Origin of the sequence: Bradyrhizobium sp. BRP23 (genome assembly GCF_020194135.1) — a bacterium.
GTDB lineage: Bacteria > Pseudomonadota > Alphaproteobacteria > Rhizobiales > Xanthobacteraceae > Bradyrhizobium > Bradyrhizobium yuanmingense.
Map to the genome: position 1 here is coordinate 20,215 of NZ_JADYVW010000005.1, position 21,472 is coordinate 41,686.

The 21,472-nt window shown below is 64.3% G+C and carries 20 protein-coding genes; 10 read left to right on the forward strand and 10 right to left on the reverse strand.

Annotated elements, in window-relative coordinates; all coding sequences use genetic code 11:
- Positions 1 to 192: 192 nt before the first annotated feature.
- Entirely contained in the window at positions 193 to 357 is a 165-nt protein-coding gene (locus I6F24_RS14960; RefSeq protein WP_162130849.1) for a helix-turn-helix domain-containing protein, read from the forward strand.
- An 895-nt stretch (positions 358 to 1,252) separates the two neighbouring features.
- Here the strand turns inward: I6F24_RS14960 and I6F24_RS14965 are convergent.
- From I6F24_RS14965 to I6F24_RS14975, 3 genes are all read right to left on the reverse strand, one after another.
- Positions 1,253 to 1,714 (reverse strand): GNAT family N-acetyltransferase, encoded by a 462-nt coding sequence (locus I6F24_RS14965; protein WP_225150800.1) that lies wholly within the window; start codon positions 1,712 to 1,714, stop codon positions 1,253 to 1,255.
- 82 nt (positions 1,715 to 1,796) lie between these two features.
- Positions 1,797 to 2,744 carry an ABC transporter substrate-binding protein gene (locus tag I6F24_RS14970; RefSeq protein WP_225150802.1) on the reverse strand — a complete coding sequence of 316 codons (948 nt, stop codon included), beginning with the start codon at positions 2,742 to 2,744 and terminating at the stop codon, positions 1,797 to 1,799.
- 190 nt (positions 2,745 to 2,934) lie between these two features.
- Entirely contained in the window at positions 2,935 to 4,155 is a 1,221-nt protein-coding gene (locus I6F24_RS14975; protein WP_225150804.1) for an MFS transporter, read from the reverse strand.
- A 194-nt stretch (positions 4,156 to 4,349) separates the two neighbouring features.
- Here I6F24_RS14975 and I6F24_RS14980 point away from each other — a divergent pair, with 194 nt between their 5' ends.
- The 3 genes from I6F24_RS14980 to I6F24_RS14990 all read left to right on the forward strand — a co-directional run bounded on the left by I6F24_RS14980 (position 4,350) and on the right by I6F24_RS14990 (position 7,587).
- Positions 4,350 to 5,651, forward strand: a complete 1,302-nt coding sequence (locus I6F24_RS14980; RefSeq protein ID WP_225150806.1) for a serine hydrolase — start codon at positions 4,350 to 4,352, stop codon at positions 5,649 to 5,651.
- 143 nt (positions 5,652 to 5,794) lie between these two features.
- On the forward strand, positions 5,795 to 6,748 hold the full coding sequence (locus I6F24_RS14985) for a tetratricopeptide repeat protein (RefSeq protein ID WP_225150808.1): 954 nt from the start codon (positions 5,795 to 5,797) through the stop codon (positions 6,746 to 6,748).
- 425 nt (positions 6,749 to 7,173) lie between these two features.
- A complete protein-coding gene (locus I6F24_RS14990; protein ID WP_225150810.1) occupies positions 7,174 to 7,587 on the forward strand; it encodes an SRPBCC family protein in 414 nt (137 codons plus the stop codon).
- A 147-nt stretch (positions 7,588 to 7,734) separates the two neighbouring features.
- Here the strand turns inward: I6F24_RS14990 and I6F24_RS14995 are convergent, their stop codons facing one another.
- Positions 7,735 to 7,980, reverse strand: coding sequence for a hypothetical protein (locus I6F24_RS14995; protein WP_036014203.1), 246 nt, complete (start codon positions 7,978 to 7,980; stop codon positions 7,735 to 7,737).
- Positions 7,981 to 8,161: 181 nt separating this feature from the next.
- Between I6F24_RS14995 and I6F24_RS15000 the strand changes: the two genes are divergently transcribed.
- Genes I6F24_RS15000 through I6F24_RS15020 form a run of 5 tightly spaced genes read left to right on the forward strand, consistent with a single transcriptional unit; the run spans position 8,162 to position 13,452 of the window.
- Positions 8,162 to 8,416 carry a DUF2933 domain-containing protein gene (locus I6F24_RS15000; protein ID WP_036014201.1) on the forward strand — a complete coding sequence of 85 codons (255 nt, stop codon included), beginning with the start codon at positions 8,162 to 8,164 and terminating at the stop codon, positions 8,414 to 8,416.
- A complete protein-coding gene (locus tag I6F24_RS15005; RefSeq protein WP_225150812.1) occupies positions 8,416 to 9,090 on the forward strand; it encodes an isoprenylcysteine carboxylmethyltransferase family protein in 675 nt (224 codons plus the stop codon). Before I6F24_RS15000 ends, I6F24_RS15005 begins: the two co-directional genes overlap by 1 nt.
- Positions 9,091 to 9,138: 48 nt before the next feature.
- On the forward strand, positions 9,139 to 9,846 hold the full coding sequence (locus I6F24_RS15010; RefSeq protein ID WP_225150814.1) for an ABC transporter ATP-binding protein: 708 nt from the start codon (positions 9,139 to 9,141) through the stop codon (positions 9,844 to 9,846).
- Positions 9,847 to 9,850: 4 nt separating this feature from the next.
- Positions 9,851 to 12,214, forward strand: a complete 2,364-nt coding sequence (locus I6F24_RS15015; RefSeq protein WP_225150817.1) for an FtsX-like permease family protein — start codon at positions 9,851 to 9,853, stop codon at positions 12,212 to 12,214.
- Positions 12,215 to 12,216: 2 nt separating this feature from the next.
- Positions 12,217 to 13,452, forward strand: coding sequence for an HlyD family efflux transporter periplasmic adaptor subunit (locus tag I6F24_RS15020; protein WP_036026436.1), 1,236 nt, complete (start codon positions 12,217 to 12,219; stop codon positions 13,450 to 13,452).
- A gap of 210 nt (positions 13,453 to 13,662) precedes the next feature.
- Here I6F24_RS15020 and lepA read toward each other — a convergent pair whose 3' ends face one another.
- The gene (gene lepA / locus I6F24_RS15025) at positions 13,663 to 15,474 is read right to left on the reverse strand and encodes a translation elongation factor 4 (RefSeq protein WP_225150819.1); all 1,812 of its coding nucleotides are present in this window, start codon (positions 15,472 to 15,474) and stop codon (positions 13,663 to 13,665) included.
- A gap of 112 nt (positions 15,475 to 15,586) precedes the next feature.
- Between lepA and I6F24_RS15030 the strand changes: the two genes are divergently transcribed.
- On the forward strand, positions 15,587 to 17,212 hold the full coding sequence (locus I6F24_RS15030) for a glycosyltransferase family 39 protein (RefSeq protein WP_225150821.1): 1,626 nt from the start codon (positions 15,587 to 15,589) through the stop codon (positions 17,210 to 17,212).
- 65 nt (positions 17,213 to 17,277) lie between these two features.
- Here I6F24_RS15030 and I6F24_RS15035 read toward each other — a convergent pair whose 3' ends face one another.
- The 5 genes from I6F24_RS15035 to I6F24_RS15055 form a co-directional block, all read right to left on the reverse strand.
- The gene (locus I6F24_RS15035) at positions 17,278 to 17,595 is read right to left on the reverse strand and encodes an HPr family phosphocarrier protein (protein WP_036014186.1); all 318 of its coding nucleotides are present in this window, start codon (positions 17,593 to 17,595) and stop codon (positions 17,278 to 17,280) included.
- Positions 17,592 to 17,993 carry a PTS sugar transporter subunit IIA gene (locus I6F24_RS15040; protein ID WP_007597752.1) on the reverse strand — a complete coding sequence of 134 codons (402 nt, stop codon included), beginning with the start codon at positions 17,991 to 17,993 and terminating at the stop codon, positions 17,592 to 17,594. Before I6F24_RS15040 ends, I6F24_RS15035 begins: the two co-directional genes overlap by 4 nt.
- A gap of 133 nt (positions 17,994 to 18,126) precedes the next feature.
- Positions 18,127 to 18,651, reverse strand: coding sequence for an HPr kinase/phosphatase C-terminal domain-containing protein (locus I6F24_RS15045; protein WP_036026439.1), 525 nt, complete (start codon positions 18,649 to 18,651; stop codon positions 18,127 to 18,129).
- Entirely contained in the window at positions 18,648 to 20,444 is a 1,797-nt protein-coding gene (locus I6F24_RS15050) for a sensor histidine kinase (protein ID WP_225150823.1), read from the reverse strand. The genes I6F24_RS15045 and I6F24_RS15050 overlap by 4 nt, the downstream gene beginning before the upstream one ends.
- Positions 20,445 to 20,557: 113 nt before the next feature.
- Positions 20,558 to 21,259: a response regulator transcription factor gene (locus tag I6F24_RS15055; protein ID WP_008542552.1), complete on the reverse strand. Its 702-nt coding sequence runs from the start codon at positions 21,257 to 21,259 to the stop codon at positions 20,558 to 20,560.
- Between the last annotated feature and the right edge of the window lie 213 nt (positions 21,260 to 21,472).

The window sequence follows — 21,472 nt, forward strand, 5'->3', positions numbered from 1 at the left end:
GCCTTGCCCGGCGCCAGCAGCCTTGATCTGCCTCAACAACGAGGCCAAAGGCCGGGGCGCATGACAGCGCGGCGTCGGTCAATTTCCGTTTGGAGGTTCGGACGGATAATGGCCCGGGCGCGCCACCCGTAAATTTCCCAAGTGCGGACCGTCAGCTGCCGTCGTTAAGTCGTGCGGTCGTGGGGTCGCACCATGAAGACACCGAAGCCGAAGCAATGGGCCGAGCAGGAGGTTCGACGGCTGGTCACGCTGGCCCGGCAGGGCATTGGGGTATCGAAGATTGCCGCCGAACTGGGCCGCCACGCCGGATCAGTCAGGCGAATGGCGCGAGCGAAAGGAATATTGTTGAAGAAATAGTCGCCGGTAGGGCAGGCGCTGCCTGATCGACGAGGCGCGTGGACGGCGCCCTACAGCCCGAAGCCTCGGCCGATGTCCCGCACAAGGCTGGGCGCAGCCTCAGTATTGCGACCATGGGAGAGCGCTCGATCGAGCCGAGACAAGATGCCTTTTCCGAAGAGCGCTATAGCGATGCTTCTGAGCATGGTTGTGGATCGGGTTTGAACGATGCTGCGAAAGTTCAAAACGGCCCCAGCCGCAGGATGGGGTAACAGCCGGGGCCGGCATTCCCATTCCAATGTGCCGCATCGGCGGTGGGCGGCACTCTTCAGGTTAGGCACACAGAAGCTAACAAATTATTCTGTTTCGCTCTCACCTCGCGTCGGCCGTGGCCGATTGTATCATAGCGTGCTCACGGTGAAGCGGTGAGCGAACCGAGCAATGGTCGACATGCTCGAGCGGCGCATCATTGGCCAAGTGCTCCCAATATTCAGCTTCCGCGAGTAGTTTCCAACCTCGATCCGGATGACGCGCGGCTGTCTGACGGCACAATAATGCCATCGCGCGCAGGCGACCCGCAGTATCCATCTGCTCCTCCCATTATATTCTTGTTGATTGCACCCTATTTTCTTTTTTTGCGTCGGAGTCATTACGATTATGTCGCAAAACTAATTTCCACTTTTCGAAGCGCGACTCGACTTTCGTTGCGGCTACAAATCGCGCATCGAACACAACTGGCGCAATTCAGCTCGTATCGGTAGATCGAGACCGGACCATCAGGCTTCGTGCTTACTAATCAGAACTGGCAAGAACTGCGAGATACTCGCGCCCGTCCGTCGGCGATGGGTTCCGCAAGAGCTCGAACTACCACCACGCGTCGGGCTCTCCGCGGCGATTGCCATGGTGTGGACCAGGTCTAGGTCCGCTCGATGAGCACCCGCTCCATGATGATCGTGCGTTCGTCCCCATAATAGCTGTCGCGCACGGCATTGAACCCCAGTCGCGCATAGAAGGTCTCTGCAGTGACCGATGAAGGGACCGTCAAGGACGAAATGTTCCGCTCGCGCGCTGTGCGCTCGATCTCGGCCATCAGCAGCTTGCCGATCCCGCGGGCCTGAACGTCCGGAGCAACGAAGACTGTGCGGACGACGCTTCCGTCGAGGCTTGCCGTTCCGACCAGGCGGCCGCCGATCGTGGCGACGAAAACGGTACGCTGCCCGATCAGCCGGCGCACGGCATCCGGGCCGAAGCTGGGCTCGATCCGCGCGATGATCTCCGCCGTATAGTCCTTCGCATTCGTTTCGCGCAGCGCACGCAAGATGACCGCGCTGATGGCCGCGGCGTCATCGTCGAGCGCGGGCCGGATGCTGCATTCCATGAACTGCTCCGCCGAAGCTTCGCGAATGACTGGATTTGAGCCCGCCTCACGGCGCGGCAATCGGCGGATTTTCAACGACCCGTCACTCGATCACGTCGTCCGTCAGCACGAGGATGGTGGGCGGGATCGTCACGCCAAGCGCCCGCGCGGTCTTGAGATTGACGGCCAGTTCGAATTTGGTTGGCAGCTGGATTGGCATATTTGCCGGCTTTTGTCCCTTCAGGATCAGATCAACATAGCCCGCGGCGCGACGAAACAGGTCGCCGATGTCGGCGCCATAGCTGATCAGAGCGCCGGCATGCGCGAACTCCTTCTGCTGGCCGATGACGGCGATCTTCATGTCGATGCCGATACGGCAAATTGCGTCCTGCATCGCGGCGGTCATGTAGTCGCGAATGACAATCACGGCGTTGCTGCCGGCGCCCGCGAGCACGTTGAATTGCTCGGCAACCGCCGCCGGCGACGCGCTCGTCAGTCCGAGGCGCACCGGTTCCAGCCCGGCGCGTCGTGCTTCCTCGATGGTTTGCGCGCCCCAGGCGCTGAAGGTCGGGTCCGTCGCATTGTTCAAGACGCCGATCCGCTTCAGCGAGGGCAGGATCTCCCGGATCATCTCGATGCGCTTGGCCGACATCTCCTCGCCGAACGCGGCGAAGCCGGTGAGACTGCCGCCCGGCCGCGCGAGGCTCTGAAACAATTCAGGGTCGCTTTGCACCGCAGGCAGCGCCACGGCGACGACGGGAATATTGGTTTTCCTGATGATCGCGCGTGCTGCGGCCGGGCCGGGCGAAAGCAGCACGTCCACCTGTCTGGCCACGAGGTCGTCGATCAATGCAAGGCCCCGCGACACATCGCCGGCCGTCGAGTGGGCCTCGATGACGATGGTGCGGCCCTCCACGTAACCCAGCTCGGCCAGCGCCTTCCGGAACGGAACGAGCACCGCATTGTCGATTTCCGGCGTGGCAAATCCGACGAATCCCACGACCGGAACGCGCTTTTGGGCCAAGGCTTCGCGCGCCGATATCGCCGTCATTCCCAAGAAGCTCAGAAACGTCCGCCGCCTCATTTGGCCTCTCGCGATGCCAGAACGATCTGATCACAAGGGCAATGGTACACGAAGATAATCGGTGCCAGAAGGCAGGAAGTAGGATGACCGAGGGAGGCGAAATCCATCAAACTTACATTTATGCAAAGTCAGATCCGGTATTCGCCACTGTCCGGTGTCACGCCGTCGCGCGGCTAAGATCGAGCGATGGCCTGCGCCGCGTCGGAAAACTCAGCGCCACCGCGACCGCCGCAAGCCCGATCGCGAAGGAGCCGGCGTGCAGCCAGGTGTATTGCTGGAAAGTATCGAACACGATCCCGCCGGCCCAGGGCCCGAGCGCCATGCCGAGGCTGGCGAAGGCCGACACGGCACCGAACACCGTGCCCATAATGCGCGGGCCGAAGAACTCGCGGACCAGCACCGCATAGAGCGGCATCACCCCACCATAGGCGAGGCCGAACACGACCGAGAGCGCGTAGAACTCGCCGAGCTGCGCCACCGCCAGATAGGTCGCAATGCACATCGCCTGCACGAACAGCCCGCCGACAAGGACCGGTTTCGCGCCGATGCGATCGGCCAGCGCGCCCAGCAGCAGGCGTCCGCCGAGGCCTGAGACGCCGGCGACGCTATAGACCGTCACTGCCGTGAGCGGAGCGATGCCGCAGACCATCGCATAGGACACCATGTGGAAGATCGGGCCGGAATGCGCCGCGCAGCAGGCGAAATGCGCCGCTGCGAGCGCGATGAATTGCGGCGTGCGCAGCGCCTGCGCCGCGCCCATCTCGACCTCTGGCGCCGCGTCCGTCGTTGCGGAGCCCGCGGCTGGCGGCGCCGGACGTACCAGGAAGCAGGCGGGGATCAACAGCGCCCACGAAGCGATGCCGATCGTCAGCATCGCGGTGCGCCAATCATAGGCCGTGATCAGCCAGCTCGCGGCCGGCGCGACCGTCACCGGGGACACGCCCATGCCGGCCGAGACCAGCGCCACCGCGAGGCTGCGGTTCTTTTCGATCCAGGCGCTCGCGAGCGCCATCATCGGTGCGTAGAAGCTGCCCACGGCGATCCCGATCAGCACGCCGAAGCAAAGCTGGAATTGCCACAGGCTTGCTGCCTGGCTCGCTGTGACGAGACCTAGTCCCAGCAGAACGCTTCCCGAGAGCACCACGATGCGGGTGCCGAACCGGTCCGACAGCGTGCCCCATAGGAATGCGGCGAATCCCATAAAGAGGAAATCCAGCGTCGCGGCAGCCGACACCCCGGCGCGCGACCAGCCCATCGCCTCCGAGATCGGCTGCAGGAACACCGCCAGCGACAGCATCGTGCCGAACCCGATGCAGGTCATCAGCGCCCCCGCGGCGACAACGACCCAGCCATAGTCGAAACGTGACGGCTTGCTCATGCGTTTCCTTGGCGCTTTTGCTCTTGTTGATGGTGCGCGGCAGGGATGGTGACTGATCCGCGGGGCGAGAGCAAGGCGGGTTGCCACCGCAGGCTGACACGGCCCGCCCGCAATGATAGCATGCCGCGCGTCACCAGCCTGCGATGTTGTTCTCGTGAAGCGCACACCCACCAACGTGCGGGGAGGCAAGTGCAATGAACTGGGGAGCGTCGTTTAGGCCGCGCGGGTGCCGCCGGCTTTTCCTGCCCGTCATTTTTGTTTCCGCGATCTGGTCGCCCCTGGCGTGCGCGCAGGACGTCCGAAGCGCGCCCGCCGCGCCGGGGCCGGTCTTTTCGGATAGCGGTCCCGATGCCGAGCTCTACGGCGCGGCTGAAGGCTATCCGGTCGGCACGCGCGGCGCCGCTCCCCCGCTCGACAAGCTCGTCGGCAGCTACAGCCATTTCGGCGAGATCTATCCCTCGCGCCGGGTCGCTCGCGCGACGACGCTCTGGCAATTCAAGCGCGCGCTGGAGCCACAGGTCACCTACAGTCTTGGCACCGAAAAGCTCGGCATTGCGGACTACCTCAAGCGCAACCCGGCGACGGGCCTCCTGATCGCCAGGGACGACACCATCCTGTACGAGCACTATCAATATGCACGGACCGACCACCACCGCTTTGTTTCGATGTCCATGGCCAAGACTCTGGTAGCCATGCTGGTCGGGATCGCGGTCTCGGAGGGACGGATCAAGTCGATCGACGACCTCGTCGCGACCTATGTCGACGGCCTTGCAGGCACGGAATATGGCAACACGTCCATCCGCGCCTTGTTGAACATGTCGTCGGGCGTCGAATTCTCGGAAGTCTATGACGGGAACGACGACATCGCCCGGCTTGGGCGGGCCTTGTTCGCCGGCCCGCCGAAAGATCCCGCCGCCATCGTCGCGCAGTTCAACACGCGGACCGCGCCGCCAGGCACCAAATTCCACTATGCCAGCGTTGAAACGGAGATACTCGGCTTGGTCCTGCGCGCCGCCACGGGCACGCCGGTCGCCGACTATCTCCGCGACCGGATCTGGGACCCCATCGGCACCGAGGCGGACGCCTCCTGGGTGATCGACGGCAGCGGGCAGGAGATCGCCTATTGCTGCTTCAACGCGACCTTGCGCGATTATGCGCGCTTGGCCCGGTTGCTCGCCCATGACGGCGCCTGGGAAGGCCGGCAGCTGATCCCCCGGCAGTGGCTGCTGGATGCCACGACCGTCAGGCCAGAGGAGGGTCATCTCGCTCCGCGCGTGGCCACGCGCTATTTCGGCTACGGCTATCAGGTGTGGCTCCTCCCCGGCGAGCAGCGCCGATTTGCCCTCATCGGCATTCGCGGTCAGCTCATCCTGGTCGATCCCGCCTCCAAGCTCGTCATGGTGCACACGGCCGTTCGCCAGAAGCCGAACGAACCCGGAGCCTTCAGGGAGCCGCTCGCGTTGTGGTCTGCTGTGCTGCAGCAGCTCGGGCAATGATCAATTGCTGATGCCTGCCAATGGCATACAGCCGCGCTGGCGCGGTCGGTCGCGTCGGAAAGCCGCGGTTGCATTGAACCTGTCCGGCTGCCGGGAGCACCAATGGCGCGTAAGTCCCAATAGCCGCGACGAGGGAAGGCGCGATGAGGACCTTGACAGCATCGATCTGCGTTGCAGTTGCTGCGCTTGCCTTGAGTCTGTCGTTCGGCGTGCCGTCCCATGCCGAAGAGGACGAGGCGGGCACGCTGGCCCGGCAGATGAAGCAGCTTTATCGGGCCGGGAAGTACATGGAAGCACTGCCTCTGGCCCAGAAGTCGCTGGCCCTTCGCGAGAAGGAGTTCGGCCCTGATGATGCGCAGGTCGCGACGCCGCTGAACGACCTCGGCACGATCCATTACAATCTCGGCCAATACGCCGTTGCCGAACCGCTGTACAAGCGCGCGCTGGCCATTGACGAGAAGACACTCGGTCCGAATCATGCCGAAGTCGCGATGGTGCTGAACAATCTCGGCGATCTCTACCGTGCGGAAGAGCGTTACGCCGAAGCGGAGCCGGTGCTCAAGCGGTCGATCGCCATTCACGAGAAAAGCGGTGATCCATCGATCGTGATGGCGTTGAGCAATCTGGGCGCTGTCTACAGCCATCAGGGCCGATACGATGAGGCTATACCGCTGTTCAAGCGAGGCCTCGCCGTGCTGCAGAAGGCGCTCGGTCCCGACGACCCCGAAGCCACGGTGCTGATGAACAATTTGGCCGACGCCTATATCAATCGCAATCGCTATGCCGATGCCGAGCGGCTGCTGAAGCGGTCGATGGCGGTGACCGAGAAGGCGTTCGGCCCGGATCATCCCGACATCGCCCAGGCACAGAACAATCTGGCTGCGCTCTATGGGCGCCAGGGCCGTAACGCGGAGGCCGAGCGGCTGTTCAAGCGGTCGGCGGCCACTTTCGAGAAAACCCTCGGCCCTGACCATCCGGATCTCGCCGGCGTTCTGGAAAACCTCGCCGGTCTCTACAAGTATCAAGGCCGCTATGCCGATGCCCAGCAGGTCCTGAAACGGTCAATGGCCATTCGAGGAAAGACCAGGCCGATCTGAAGACCAGCGCGGGACGGTAGTGCGACTTGGCCGCCACAGCTCGAAGAGCGAAGCTGGCGGGCAGGGCTATCGCATTAGAGAGTTTTTTCCTGCGCCATCCTTCGAGACGCCCGCTTGAGCGGGCTCCTCAGGATGAGGGCGGAGTCCGCGGCAGCAGTTCCAACAGGCACCGACGCCGAATGAGCCTCATCCTGAGGAGACGCGTCAGCGTCGTCTCGAAGGACGAGGCGTGCGCGCAGGCACACTTCGCTTGCCCACACCACAACTTCTCCAACTTTTTTGCACATTGACGCCGGACCATGTCGGCATGGGCCGGTCTCGATCGTCCTCGGGTCGACACGTCCCGGACGTGCTGGAAATGGACCCGGCACACGTGGCGAGATTCCGTCAATTCGAGCGTCAAAGTCGCAACTGGAGCAATGCCCATGAGGATCACCGTCGAAGCCAGCGTAGCCGCCCCGATCGATCAGGTCTGGCGTGCCTATACGACGCCAGCCGACATCGTGAAGTGGAATGCCGCGTCCGACGACTGGCATACGACCAGGGCGACGGTCGACCTGCGGGAAGGCGGCGCCTTCTCGTCGCGGATGGAGGCCAAGGACGGCAGCATCGGCTTCGACTTCGCCGGCATCTACACCAAGATCGTCGAGCACAAGCGGATCGAATACGCGTTCGGCGATCGAAAGGCCGAGGTCGAGTTCGTGCCCGGCCCGAAGGGTGTTGTCGTCCGTGTCGTCTTCGACGCCGAAACAACGCACTCGGTCGAACAGCAGCAGGGCGGCTGGCAGGCGATCCTCGACAATTTTGCGCGATACGTCGAGGCAAAGAGGAAATCGTGATCGATTAGCAGCGAACGTGGATGCCTGCATCGCACACGCTGCGATGCAGGTGCCATGCTTCAGCGCGGCCATGAAGCTTCCTGCGGCATGTCGACCTTGCCGAATTGCCGCATCTTCTTCTTGCCTTCGCGTGCCGCTAAGATCGAACTATTTCTTGTTGCCCATGTGATGAGGCGACGACGTGCCGGGGCCGCCCGTGTAGTGATGACCGCCTGATTGAGCGTTGGCAGAGGTGCCGGTCTTTTCTTTCTTGCCCATGTGGTGCGGAACTTCTGTCTTGGGTCCGCCGCTGTAGTGATGGCCGTTCTTTTCCTTGTCGGTGGATTGAGCCGTGGCGGGTACGGCCAGCAGGGAAACAATGCCGATTGTGGCGAGAAGCGTCTTGGTGATCATGTTCGGTCCTCCAGGTTGCGAAGGTCCACGATACGCATCGGCGCAACGTCGGTCTTGACGAATCTCAAGGTACGATCGGTTGCTAATTGTCTCGCGCGCTCAGCTCCCGCGAGCCTTTGATCTGCGTCAAAAGCGATGGCGGCGGTGCTCCTATGCTGCGCGGATCGAGAGGAGCGCGCCCATGCCGGTGCAGGATCATTCCGCTTATCGACAGCGGCATGCCGCGGGCATGTCCATGAGAGCCAAGGCTGGCCTGGTCCTGATCGGATTCCTGGCCATCGCCGGCGTGCTGCTGTTCAGCGAGCACAGGGCTCACGTGCTGGGGCTCCTGGTCTGGCTGCCGCTCCTTGCCTGTCCGCTGATGCATTTCTTCATGCATGGCGACCATGGTCACCGTCACGGTGGCGGCCGGCCAAACGATTCGAGGAGCGCGTGATGCACGACATTCCGCCTGCTTACGGCCTCTGGAGCCTCGTCACCGTCAACTCGGCGGTGTTCATCCTGTTTTCCTACAGCTTCTTCAAGCCGCAGACCTCGCGCGACTGGCGCTCCTTCGGCGCCTTCAGCGCGTTCCTGGTGGCGCTGTTCGCGGAGATGTACGGTTTTCCGCTCACCATCTATTTCCTGTCGGGTTGGCTGCAGTCGCGCTACCCGAACGTCGACTGGTTCTCGCACGACGCCGGTCATCTGCTCGAGATGATGTTCGGCTGGAAGACCAATCCCCACACGGGGCCGTTCCATGTCCTCAGCTTCATCTTCATCGGCGCCGGGTTCATCCTGATCTCCCTCGCCTGGCGGACGCTGTACGAGGCGCAGCAGACCCGGAGCCTCGCCACCACCGGTCCTTACAGCTACGTCCGGCATCCGCAATATGTCGGCTTCGTGCTGGTGATGTTCGGCTTCCTGTTGCAATGGCCGACGATTCTGACCTTGGCGATGTTTCCGGTGTTGACCGTCATGTACGTGAAGCTCGCCGGGGACGAGGAGCGTGAGGCCCGGAGCGAGTTCGGCGAGGCCTATGCCCGGTATGCCGCGCAGGTGCCGGCCTTCATTCCCCATCTCAACCGGCGATCCGGTCATAGCTCTTCTGGCGGCTATCGTCACGGCTGACCTTCGCGAGGAGATGCCTGCAAACGGCGCTAGCTTTAAAGGACGTCAATGAGCGTTCCCGTCTTCACCGCAAAGGCGCTGACTAAGATCTATGTCTCCGGCGAGGTGATGGTGCATGCCCTCAACGAGGTCGACCTCGACATTCCCGAGAAGGAAGTGGTCGTGCTGCTCGGCCCCTCCGGCAGCGGCAAGACGACGTTGCTCAACATCATGGGCGGCCTCGACCGTCCGACCAGCGGCCGGCTGTTCTTCCGCGATCTGGACCTAACGGATCTGGAGGACCGCGAACTCACGAAGTACCGCCGCGATCACGTCGGCTTCGTCTTCCAGTTCTACAATCTGGTGCCCAGCCTCACGGCCTACGAAAACGTCGCGCTGGTCACCGAAGTCGCCAAGAATCCGATGCGGCCGGCCGACGCCCTCGCGCTGGTCGGACTCGAAGCGAGGATGCATCACTTTCCCGCCCAGCTCTCCGGCGGCGAGCAGCAGCGCGTCGCCATCGCCCGCGCGATCGCGAAGCGGCCGGCGGTGCTGCTCTGCGACGAGCCGACCGGGGCGTTGGATTCGAAGACCGGCATCCGCGTCATCGAGGCGCTGCTTGGCGTCAACCGGCAGCTCGGGACCACTACAGTCATCATCACCCACAACGCCAGCATCCAGGAGGTCGCTGACCGAGTGCTGTTCTTCGCCGACGGTCGCATCTTCCGCATCCGGACCAACGAGGCCCGGCGGGAGGCCGCCGAGCTCACCTGGTGACGACATGAAGGTGCTAGACATCAAGCTGCTTCGTGACGTCAGACGGCTCTGGGCGCAGGTGCTCGCGGTCGCGCTGGTCGTCGGCGGCGGGGTTGCGACGCTGGTGCTCGCGGTGGGCTCGCACCGATCGCTGGAGGAGACCCGGATCGCTTATTACGAGCGTTACGGCTTTGCCGATGTGTTCGCGCAGGCGAAGCGGGCACCGAAGGCGCTCACCGACAGGATCGGCGAGATCCCAGGAGTCGCCGCCATCGACACCCGTATCGCCAAGCCGGCGCTACTCGACATTCCCGGTTTCTCCGCGCCGGCCAGCGCGCAGTTCGTTTCGCTGGCCGACACGGGTGAGCAACATCTCAACCGGCTCTACATGCGCTCCGGGCGGTTCCCGGCGCCGGGACGGACTGAAGAGGTCGTCGTCAACGAGCCGTTCGCTCGGGCGCACGGTTTCGTCGAGGGGGCGCGGTTCTCCGCCATCCTCAACGGCAGGAAGCGCGAGCTCGTCATCGTCGGAATCGCGCTGTCGCCCGAGTTCGTTTACACGGTCGGACCGGGCGACCTGATGCCGGACGATCGCCGCTATGCCATCGTCTGGATGTCGGAGAAGGTGCTTAGCGCTGCCTACGATCTCGACGGCGCCTTCTCGGCGGTCGCGGTCAAGCTGCAGCCCGGCGCCTCCGAGCGCGATGTGGTCCGGCGACTGGACGCCCTGCTCGATCCTTATGGCGGGCAGGCGGCGCATGGCCGCAAGGACCAGACCTCGCACGCCTGGCTCGATCATGAACTCGACATGCTCAACAACATGAGCCGCACGCTGCCGCCGATCTTCCTGCTGGTCGCGGCCTTCCTCGTCAATCTCACCTTGACCCGGCTGGTCGCGCTCGAGCGCGAGCAGATCGGCCTGCTGAAGGCGCTGGGTTATTCAGACGGCAGCATCGTGCTGCACTATTTCAAGTTCGTTGCCTTCATCGTCGTGGTCGGCATCGTGTTGGGCGGCATCGTGGGCACCTGGCTCGGTTTGCACGTCACCGCGCTGTTCGGCGACTTCTTCCACTTTCCGTTCCTGGTGTTCGCGAGGGCACCGGACGTTTATCTCACGGCAGGTGCGCTTAGCGCGGCGGCTGCGGCGATCGGCGCATTCCGTGCGTTGCGCGAGGTGGTGAAGCTGCCCCCGGCCGTCGCCATGCAGGCGCCGGCCCCGCCGGTCTATCGCCGGCTGCTTTCGGCGCGCATCCAGCTCGACCGGATCGTGTCGCAGCCGACGCTGATGATGATCCGCAACATCGCCCGGCATCCGGTACGGGCCTTCTTCACGGCGCTCGGCATGGCGCTGGCCACCGCGATCCTAGTCGTCTCGCTGTTCACGCGGGACAGCATGGAGCATCTGACCGATGTGACCTACTTCCTCGCCGACCGGCAGGACGCAACCATCGGCTTTGCCGAGAAGCGGATCGCAAATGTCGTGGAGCAGGTGAGCCGGCTTCCGGGCGTTCTCGCCGCCGAGCCGTTCCGCGAGGTGCCGGTCCGGATCCGCCACGGCAACGTCGAACGGCGCATCGTCATCAGCGGCCGACCGGCTGCTGCCCACCTCAGGCGCATCATCGACGTCGAGCTTCGGCCGGTCATCCTGCCGGAGACGGGCCTCGCCATCTCCGGCATGCTCGCGCATATCCTCGGCGTCGGACCAGGCGATAGCGTCGAGGTCGATCTGTTGGAGGGCGCCAGGCGATCCGTGACGGTGCCGGTCGTCGCGACCGTCGAGGACTACTTCGGGATTAGGGGCATGATGGAGATCGAGGCGTTGCACAAGCTGATGCGCGAGGCGCCCGTCGTCACTAGCGTCAATCTCAGCCTCGACGAGAACCGGACGGAGGACTTCTACACGGCGGTGAAGTCCATACCGACGGTCGGCGGCGTGGCGCTGCAGCGCGTTTCGCTGGCGAACTTCCGCAAGACCGTCGCGCTGCTCGTCACCACGATGGCGAGTATCTACACGGGCCTTGCCGGCGTGATCGCGTTCGGCGTCGTCTACAACAATGCGCGCATTTCGCTGTCCGAACGGGCGCGCGAACTGGCCAGCCTGCGCGTGCTCGGCTTCACGCGCGGCGAGGTGCTGCGCATCCTGCTGCTTGAGCTCGCCATCCTCACCCTGATCGCCCAACCGCCCGGTTGGCTGATGGGCTACGGCCTCGCCTGGGTAATGAAAACGAACCTTGCCGGCGAGTTGATGCGCGTCCGCCTCGTCGTCGAGCACTCGACTTACGTGATCGCCACGTCCGTCGTGGTGCTGGCCGCCATCGTTTCCGCCGCCGTGATCCGAGAACGCATCGACAGATTGGACCTTGTTGCGGTCCTCAAGACGCGAGATTAGCCATGCCCGCCAACTGGACCAAACGCATCATCGGCGCCGCGCTCGCTGCTGCGATCCTCGCAGGGCTCGCTTGGTTCGCCTGGCCCCGACCGGTTCTGGTCGATCTCGCGACCGTCGCGAAGGGGCCGATCGAGGTCACGGCGGACGACGACGGCAAGACCCGCGTGCGCCACGTCTACACGGTGTCGGCGCCGATCGCGGGCAAGGTCTTGAGAATCTCGCATCCGCTCGGCGAGCAGGGGCCTTCGCTCCATGTCGGCGACGACGTCGTCGCTAACCAGACCGTCGCCCTGATGCAACCGACGCTGCCCGGCTTCATCGATGCGCGATCGCGCGATCAGCTGCAGGCGGAGGTCCTGGCCGCAGACGCCGCGATCCAGCAGCAGGAAGCTGAAGTGCAGCGGATCGAAGCCGCGCTGGATTTTTCGCGGACCGAGTTCCAGCGGGTGCAGACGCTGTTGCGGACGCAATCCACCTCGGCCCAGGCCTACGACAAGGCGAAATTCGAGGTCGCCACCAACGAGGCCGCCCTGAGAGGTGCCAAGGCCCAGGTCGAGATGCGCCGCGCAGTGCGGACCAGCCTGGCGGCCCGGCTGATGGACCCGGCAAGCGCTATCCCTCCCGCGGAGCCGACCTGCTGCATCCGTGTGCTGGCGCCGACAAGCGGACGGGTATTGAAGATCATCCAGGACAGCGAGACGACGGTTCTGCCCGGGACGCCGCTGGTTGATATCGGCGACCCGTTCGATCTCGAGGTCGTGGCCGACCTGCTCTCGACTGACGCGGTCCAGATCAAGGTCGGCGCGCCGGTCCGGATCGATGGCTGGGGCGGTCAGCCCATCGCGGGAAAGGTGGTCCGGGTCGACCCGGCCGGTTTCCTGAAAGTCTCCGCACTCGGCACCGAGGAGCAGCGGGTCCGCGTGACCATCGATTTCACCGACCCGCCCGAGAAGTGGGGCACGCTCGGGCACGACTATCGTGTTATCGTTCACGTGACGACATGGAGCGCGACCGAGTCGCTGACCGTGCCGGTGAGCGCTTTGTTCCGAAAAGGCGACCAATGGGCGGTTTTCGCCGACGAGAACGGCCGTGCAAGAACTGTCCCGGTCCGCATCGGCCACCGGAATAACCGCGTGGCCGAAGTTCTCTCCGGACTAGCTGCAGGTGATCGCGTCGTGTTGCACCCGAGCGACCGGATCATCGAGGGCATCAGGATCGCGAAGAGGGGCGAGGAATAGATACACGGCTGAGAGGCAAGCGTTCGATGATGCCACCATACCCCTGTTTTGCCCGACGGGTCAAACCGACTTCGTAAAATCGAAAAAGCACAATGCCGCCAAGAGGGCGGCTACTGTGCATGGGGTTGTTTTCGCACTTTTTTGTTTGCCGTCGGGAGAGCGCCTGTTTGCCGGCCACGGCGACCCGGCTGGCCCGTCCTGAGCCTCGCCTCAGCTGTCGACCTTCAGCGCGGCAATAAAAGCTTCCTGCGGGATGTCGACCTTGCCGAACTGCCGCATCTTCTTCTTGCCCTCCTTCTGCTTCTCCAGAAGTTTTCGTTTACGCGTGATGTCGCCGCCGTAGCATTTCGCGGTGACGTCCTTGCGCAGCGCGCGCACCGTCTCGCGCGCGATCACCTTGCCGCCGATCGCCGCCTGGATCGGGATCTGGAACATGTGCGGCGGGATCAGCTCCTTCATCTTCTCGACCATGGCGCGGCCGCGCCCTTCCGCGCGGGTGCGGTGGACCAGCATCGAGAGCGCGTCGACCGGCTCGGCATTGACCAGGATCTGCATCTTGACGAGATCGGCCGGCTTGTAGTCGGTGAGATGATAGTCGAACGAGGCGTAGCCCTTGGAGACCGATTTGAGGCGGTCGTAGAAGTCGAACACGACCTCGTTGAGCGGCAGGTCGTATTTCACCATGGCGCGGGAGCCGACATACGTGAGCTCCTTCTGCGCGCCGCGGCGGTCCTGGCACAGCTTCAAGACGCTGCCGAGATATTCGTCGGGCGTCAGGATCGTCGCCTCGATCCAGGGCTCGTCGATCTCGGCGATCTTGACGACATCAGGCATGTCGACGGGATTGTGGATCTCGATCTCCTGGCCGTCGGTGAGCTTCATCTTGTAGATGACGCTCGGCGCGGTCGCGATCAGGTTGAGATCGAATTCGCGCGACAGCCGCTCCTGGATGATCTCGAGGTGCAGCAGCCCGAGGAAGCCGCAGCGGAATCCGAAGCCGAGCGCGGCCGACGTCTCCATCTCGAACGAGAAGCTGGCGTCGTTGAGGCGCAGCTTGCCCATCGCGGCGCGCAGCGTCTCGAAGTCGTCGGCGTCGACCGGGAACAGGCCGCAGAACACCACCGGGATCGCCGGCTTGAAGCCCGGCAGCATCTCGGCGACCGGCTTCCTGTCGTCGGTGATGGTGTCGCCGACGCGGGTGTCGGCGACTTCCTTGATCGCGGCGGTGATGAAGCCGATTTCGCCGGGGCCGAGCTCCTCGACCTGCTGCATCTTCGGCGTGAAGAAGCCGACGCGCTCGACGTCATAGGCCGCGCCCGTGCCCATCATGCGCACGCGCTGGCCCTTCTTCATCGTGCCGTCGACGATGCGCACCAGCACGACGACGCCGAGATAGACGTCGTACCAGCTGTCGACCAAGAGCGCCTTCAGCGTGGCGTCGCGATCGCCCCTCGGCGGCGGCAGGCGGGTGACGATGGCTTCCAGCACGTCCGGCACGCCGAGGCCGGTCTTGGCCGAGATCATCACCGCATCCGAGGCGTCGATGCCGATGACGTCCTCGATCTGCTGCTTGACCTTCTCGGGCTCCGCCGCGGGCAGGTCGACCTTGTTCAGGACCGGGACGATCTCGTGATTGTTGTCGAGCGCCTGGTAGACGTTGGCGAGCGTCTGCGCCTCGACGCCCTGGCTGGCGTCGACCACGAGCAGGGAACCCTCGCAGGCCGCCAGCGACCGCGAGACCTCGTAAGCGAAGTCGACATGGCCGGGCGTGTCCATCAGGTTGAAGATGTAGTCCTTGCCGTCCTTGGCGCGGTAGGCGAGGCGCACCGTCTGCGCCTTGATCGTGATGCCGCGCTCGCGCTCGATGTCCATGGAATCGAGCACCTGTTCCTTGCCCGCCATCTCGCGGTCGGAGAGGCCGCCGGTCATCTGGATCAGGCGGTCGGCCAGCGTCGATTTGCCATGGTCGATATGGGCGACGATGGAGAAATTGCGGATGTTGGAAATAGGGACGGTCGTCATGGGCGCGGGATACCACTCACATCCCCGTGCGGCAACCATATTGCTGTATTTTCAGGGCCTTTGTTGACGCCAAGCTGATTCCATGACGGGCCAAAACGCGCTACGCACGGCCATGTCCACGACCTCTCTTCCCACTGCCGGAGCGCGGGCAAAGACCCGCTTGAGTTACAACCGCTTCCGGGCCTTCCTGGTTGCCTGTGCGGTCCGCCCCGAGGCGCGCCTGTGGCTGGTGATCCAATTTGCCATCCTGCATGCAGTGCTCTGGACCTTCATCCTGATCAATCTTAAGACGGCGCAGGACGTTCATATGGACGTCGCAGAAGCCTGGGGCTGGGGACAGAAATTCCTCTGGGGCTATGGCAAGCACCCGCCGTTGTCGGGCTGGGTGGCCGGCCTCTGGTTCAAGGCGCTCCCGGCGGCGGACTGGGCGACCTATGCGCTGGCGATGACGACGGTGAGCGTCGGCATGGTGATCTGCTGGCTGATCGCCTTGCGCGTGGTGGATGCGCGCCGCGCGTTCCTAGTCGTGGTGATGATCGCGCTCTACCCGATCTTCAATTTCAAGGGCTTCAAGTACAACCCGGACCTGCTGCAGCTCGTCACGCTGCCGCTCCTGGTGCTCGCTTATCTCAACGCCTTCGAGAAGCGGAGCTGGCAATCCGGAATCCTGCTCGGGCTTGCCGGCGCGCTGGCGCTGATGACCAAATATTGGGTGCTGACCATGATCGGCGCGATCGGCCTCGCCGCGCTGATCCATCCCGACCGGTTGCGCTTCCTGTCGTCGCCCGCGCCGTGGGTCGCGATTGCCACGATGGTCGCGGCGATGATCCCGCACCTCGTCTGGCTGGCGGATGCGCATTTCGTGCCGCTGACCTATGCCGGCGACACCTACAGCCTTCAGGACAAGGCCCAGGTGCATCAGCTCGTCGCGGGCTATGTGCTGCACAACTTCGCGCTGCTGGCATTGCCGGTGGCGCTCGCGGCGCTGGCCATGGCGCTGGTGCCGCCATGGGGCAGATTGCTGCTGCGTGCGCCGTTGCGCATCGTCACGCGCGCCTGGGCGCGCGGCGCCAATGCAGGGGTCAATGTCTCGCAGGCGCTGAATGTCTGGATCGTCCAGGTCATCGTCGCAGTCGGCCCGCCGCTCGGCGCGCTCGCCTTCAGCATCTACATGAAGACGGATTGGGGCATCTCGCTGTTCTTCCTGGTGCCGCTCGCTCTGGTCGCGATCCCGACGCTGCGCGTGCAGAGCGCCGCGCTGTTCAACATCGCCGCGATCTGGCTCGTGCTCAGCGCCGCGACGCTCGCCGCTTCGCCCTGGATCGCCGCGCGCGAGATGGCGGCCAATGCCGGCAATGCCCAGATCTATGGCGCGCGCTCGGAGCTCGCGCGCGAATTGACCCAGGCCTGGCACACCCGCTTCGGCTCGCGCTGGGCCGTCGTTGCCGGCACGATGGAGCAGATCCAGCCGCTGGTGTTCTACAGCCCGGATCATCCGTCCGCGCTGCTGCCGTTGGAGGCTTGGGATTCCGGACTGACCTCGCGCGACGACGCCAGGAAGTACGGCTTCATTGGCGTGTTCGATCCGACCGACGGCCGCCTGCCCGCGTTCGAGAAATGGGTGTCGGACGTCGCGCCCAACGCCGAGCGCATCGTGATGACAACGCGCCGCTTCACCAACGGCAAGGCCGGACCGTCGATGAGCTGGAACATCTACTTCGCGCCGCCGGGGAAATGATTTCGTCACCTCTCCCGCAAGTACGGGGCGAGGGAGCGCACCTGGCCGCGTGGTGAGAGAAGGGCCTAAACCCCTTCCTCGTTGAACTTGCTTTCAACGAGCTCCGTGATCGCCGCGAGCGCGGCTTCGGCGTCGGTCCCTGCCGCCGCCACCGTGATCGTCGTGCCGGGACCCGCGGCGAGCATCATCAAGCCCATGATCGAGGTGCCGCCGACGGTCTCGCCGCCGCGCGTCACCCACACCTGCGCATCGAAGCGCTCGACCGCCTGGACGAATTTCGCCGAGGCGCGGGCGTGCAGGCCGCGCTTGTTGATGATCAGGAGATCCTTGGAGATCGCGCCCGCGGGCACGCCGGTCGCGGCTTGTGGCGCCTCCTCGCTCATTTGCCGGCGAGCACCCGGCTGGCGATGGTGACGTATTTGCGGCCAGCTTCCTGCGCCATCGCGATCGCGTCGGGCAGCGGTCGCTCCTCGCGCACCTTGGCAAGCTTGACCAGCATGGGCAGGTTGATGCCCGCGAGCACTTCGACCTTGGGCCGGCTCATGCAGGATATTGCCAGGTTCGACGGCGTGCCGCCGAACATGTCGGTGAGGATCGCAACGCCGTCGCCGGAATCGACGCGGTTGACCGCCTCGATGATGTCGCTTCGGCAGAGATCGGAATCATCTTCGGCGCCGATCGTGATCGCTTCGATTTGCTTTTGTGGGCCCATGACATGCTCAAGCGCTGCCTTGAATTCGTCGGCAAGGCGCCCGTGGGTCACAAGTACTAGACCAATCATCGGAAAACTCCTCGCGGGCGCTTTTGGTGCACCGCACGAACGCGCCACTTTGACCATCCAGAGCCCCCGCGCAAGAGGGGATGTTGCGTATCTCCCTGAATCTAGACGGATGGATGAGGGGAGCTGCGCCGGTCTATTCGGTCGCGATAGTGGGGTTCATATGGTTACCATTTCCCTTCAAACAATCGCCTGATGGGTTAACGGAAGATGAACTCTTGGTAGTGGTCAAGGCCGCAACAACCAGGGGAAGGGGCGAATAGTCGCGGGCAACAGGGATTCGCGGTATTTCGACACCAAAAATGCTGGTTTTCAGGGCTTCAGCCGGCGGCAGGCGCTCCGCGTCGGCTGCAGCCAGATCGACCACGAGACCGACGGTCGCATGCTCCACGAAGTCGCAGCGGCGGATTCCGAGGCCCCGGATCTCGATCAAGCCCGCCAAGCGAGGCGCGGGGCGGACCTCAATTTCGTGGCCGAGTGTCGCCAGATGGACACGGTCGTCACCGACCAGAACGGCCCTTTCCACGACGCCTGAGCGCCCCGCCATGATTAGATCGAAGGCAAGCCGCGATTTGCCGGACCCCGAGGGCCCGCGGATCAGCACGGCGTAAGGCCCGACCTTGACGGCAGAGGCGTGAACGCTGGGCCCGCCTTCGTTCATAGCGCCGGCAGCCTGACCACGAAGCGCGCACCGGCAATTGTCGGAGTGCCGTCGGCGTCCGGCGGGCCAGGGCGGTTCTCCGCCCAGATCCGTCCGCCATGGGCGTCGACGATCTGCTTGGAGATCGACAGGCCGAGGCCGGAGTTCTGGCCAAAGCCCTGATGCGGGCGGTCGGTGTAGAAGCGCTCGAAGATGCGCTCGAGCGCGTCCTCGCGAATGCCGGGGCCGTCGTCGTCGACCACGATCTCGATCTCGGAGCGAACGCGGCGGCAGGTGAGGCGCACCTTGCTGCCGCGATCGGAGAAGGATTGCGCGTTGGAGAGCAGGTTGGAGACGACCTGTCCGAGCCGGGAATCGTGGCCGCTCACGGCGAAGGTATCGGTCGGGCTGCGGCCCTCGAAGCGCGTTTCGACCGCGACGTCGTGGCCGAGCTTGGTTTCGTTGGCGACGGACACCAGCGTCGTCAGCAGCCGGCGCAAATCGACCGGGATCGCATCCTGGCGCTGCAGCTCGGCATCGAGGCGGCTGGCGTCGGAGATGTCGGAGATCAGCCGGTCGAGCCGCTTGACGTCGTGCTCGATCACCTCGAGCAGGCGGGCGCGGCTGTTCTCGTTGCGCGCCAGCGGCAGCGTCTCGACCGCCGAGCGCAGCGAGGTCAGCGGGTTCTTCAATTCATGGGCAACGTCGGCAGCGAACATCTCGATCGCCTCGATGCGGCTGTAGAGTGCGCTGGTCATGTCGCGCAGCGCGCCGGAGAGGTGGCCGATCTCGTCGCGGCGGCGGGTGAAATCGGGAATCTCGATGCGGGCCTTGATGCGGCGGCGGACGCGTTCGGCGCTGTCGGCGAGCCGGCGCACCGGACCTGCGATCGTGCTCGCCAGCAGCAGTGACAGCATGATCATGACGGCGGCGGCGACGCCGCCGACCTTCAGGATGGCGAGGCGCTCGGCGGTGACCATCTGGTCGATGTCGTCGCCTTGCGTCGACAGCATCAAGGCGCCGTGGATCGCACGCGAGCGCAGCACGGGGACGGCGACCGAGACGATCACCTCGCCGCGTGCGTTGACCCGCACCATCGAGCGTTTCTGGCCCTGGAGGGCGTCGCCCACTTCGGCATAGCCGTTGCCGTTCTCGGGCCCGAGCTCGCGATAGAGCGGCAGGTCGCCGCGGTTCAGCCAGGTGCGCACCGCGACCTTGCCGCGCTCGATGATGCCGGGTTGCTCGGCCGGCGGCGGCAGCGGAAAGCGCAGCACGTTTTCCAGGTTGCGGCTGTCGAGCAGCAGGCTGCCGTTCGGATCGTAGATGCGGGCGCGCGTCTTGGTCGGCGAGATCAACGTGCGCAGCACCGGCGCGACGCGCTCCGGATTGATCGGGAAGTCCAGCGGCGAATACTCGTCCGAGCCGCCATAGGTCTCGCCCGGCTTGAGGTCGAGCAGCCGGTCGGGATCGATGGTGATGGCGTTGGTCTGCACCGTGGCAGAGGCCGCGATCGCGCCGGCGATGATCTCGGCCTGGACCAGGAGGCTCTGGGCGCGGGCATCGATCAGGCCGGCACGGAATTGCGACAGGTACAGGATGCTCGCCACCAGCGCGACGAGGCCGGCGAGGTTGAGCGAGACGATGCGGCGGGTCAGGCTCGAGAAGGACAGCGCGAAGAAGAACTGCCCGGCGCGTTTCAACCAGTTCAGCGGCCGGAAGCCCTGCGGCTTGTTGTCGGCAACGTGCTCCTGAACGCCGTCGGATGCGATATCCCCGGCGCTCTGGTTAGGGTCAGGCTGCGTTCGGTCAAGCAATGCTTACGCCCGCGTTAGGACGGCCCGTGCGAAGGTCCCCGCATCCTAGAGCGATCCTCGTCCCGATGGAACGAGAACCGGAGATGCTCTCGATCGCCGTGGAGGAGGCGCCCTCAGGCTTCCTTGAAACGGTAGCCGACGCCGTAGAGCGTCTCGATCATCTCGAACTCGTTGTCGACCACCTTGAACTTCTTGCGCAGCCGCTTGATGTGGCTGTCGATGGTGCGGTCGTCGACATAGACCTGGTCGTCATAGGCGGCGTCCATCAGCGCGTTGCGGCTCTTCACCACGCCGGGCCGGGTCGCGAGCGCCTGCAGGATGAGGAATTCGGTCACGGTGAGCGTCACCGGCTCGTTCTTCCAGGTGCAGGTATGGCGCTCGGGGTCCATGCGCAGCAGACCGCGGTCGAGCGCCTTGGCGTCGTTCTCCTTCGGCGCAACGGTCGGATCCTTCGGCGCCGAGCGCCGCAGCACCGCCTTGACGCGCTCGACCAGCAGACGCTGCGAGAACGGTTTGCGGATGAAGTCGTCGGCGCCCATCTTGAGGCCGAACAGCTCGTCGATCTCCTCGTCCTTGGAGGTGAGGAAGATCACCGGCAGGTCGGACTTTTGCCTGAGACGGCGCAGCGTCTCCATGCCGTCCATGCGCGGCATCTTGATGTCGAGGATGGCGAGATCGGGCTGGGTGGTACGGAAACCGTCGAGCGCGGAAGCGCCGTCGGTGTAGGTCATGATACGGTAGCCTTCGGCTTCCAGCGCGATCGAGACGGATGTGAGAATGTTGCGGTCGTCGTCGACCAAAGCGATTGTGGGCATGAGCCTCTCTGCTTTCTGCTTTCCGTTTGGGTCGTGGCTTGAAACGGCGAGCAATCAGTGATGCGCCGCATACATGGGTGCCGAAGTGGCGTTCGAACCTTGTCACCGAGCAATGCAAGCTGGGCTGAAGTGTGACCAAGTTCCACGAAACACGGCAGATTCGCCGCATCTCGACCCATAACCGGGCCCCCGTTTACCCGAAAAAAGACCCTC

Excerpts from the sequence above, each read along its gene's own strand:
- I6F24_RS14960 (WP_162130849.1), top strand. The coding sequence starts at position 193 with ATGAAGACACCGAAGCCGAAGCAATGGGCCGAGCAGGAGGTTCGACGG.
- I6F24_RS14965 (WP_225150800.1), bottom strand. The coding sequence starts at position 1,714 with ATGGAATGCAGCATCCGGCCCGCGCTCGACGATGACGCCGCGGCCATC.
- I6F24_RS14970 (WP_225150802.1), bottom strand. The coding sequence starts at position 2,744 with ATGACGGCGATATCGGCGCGCGAAGCCTTGGCCCAAAAGCGCGTTCCG.
- I6F24_RS14975 (WP_225150804.1), bottom strand. The coding sequence starts at position 4,155 with ATGAGCAAGCCGTCACGTTTCGACTATGGCTGGGTCGTTGTCGCCGCG.
- I6F24_RS14980 (WP_225150806.1), top strand. The coding sequence starts at position 4,350 with ATGAACTGGGGAGCGTCGTTTAGGCCGCGCGGGTGCCGCCGGCTTTTC.
- I6F24_RS14985 (WP_225150808.1), top strand. The coding sequence starts at position 5,795 with ATGAGGACCTTGACAGCATCGATCTGCGTTGCAGTTGCTGCGCTTGCC.
- I6F24_RS14990 (WP_225150810.1), top strand. The coding sequence starts at position 7,174 with ATGAGGATCACCGTCGAAGCCAGCGTAGCCGCCCCGATCGATCAGGTC.
- I6F24_RS14995 (WP_036014203.1), bottom strand. The coding sequence starts at position 7,980 with ATGATCACCAAGACGCTTCTCGCCACAATCGGCATTGTTTCCCTGCTG.
- I6F24_RS15000 (WP_036014201.1), top strand. The coding sequence starts at position 8,162 with ATGCCGGTGCAGGATCATTCCGCTTATCGACAGCGGCATGCCGCGGGC.
- I6F24_RS15005 (WP_225150812.1), top strand. The coding sequence starts at position 8,416 with ATGCACGACATTCCGCCTGCTTACGGCCTCTGGAGCCTCGTCACCGTC.
- I6F24_RS15010 (WP_225150814.1), top strand. The coding sequence starts at position 9,139 with ATGAGCGTTCCCGTCTTCACCGCAAAGGCGCTGACTAAGATCTATGTC.
- I6F24_RS15015 (WP_225150817.1), top strand. The coding sequence starts at position 9,851 with ATGAAGGTGCTAGACATCAAGCTGCTTCGTGACGTCAGACGGCTCTGG.
- I6F24_RS15020 (WP_036026436.1), top strand. The coding sequence starts at position 12,217 with ATGCCCGCCAACTGGACCAAACGCATCATCGGCGCCGCGCTCGCTGCT.
- lepA (WP_225150819.1), bottom strand. The coding sequence starts at position 15,474 with ATGACGACCGTCCCTATTTCCAACATCCGCAATTTCTCCATCGTCGCC.
- I6F24_RS15030 (WP_225150821.1), top strand. The coding sequence starts at position 15,587 with ATGTCCACGACCTCTCTTCCCACTGCCGGAGCGCGGGCAAAGACCCGC.
- I6F24_RS15035 (WP_036014186.1), bottom strand. The coding sequence starts at position 17,595 with ATGAGCGAGGAGGCGCCACAAGCCGCGACCGGCGTGCCCGCGGGCGCG.
- I6F24_RS15040 (WP_007597752.1), bottom strand. The coding sequence starts at position 17,993 with ATGATTGGTCTAGTACTTGTGACCCACGGGCGCCTTGCCGACGAATTC.
- I6F24_RS15045 (WP_036026439.1), bottom strand. The coding sequence starts at position 18,651 with ATGAACGAAGGCGGGCCCAGCGTTCACGCCTCTGCCGTCAAGGTCGGG.
- I6F24_RS15055 (WP_008542552.1), bottom strand. The coding sequence starts at position 21,259 with ATGCCCACAATCGCTTTGGTCGACGACGACCGCAACATTCTCACATCC.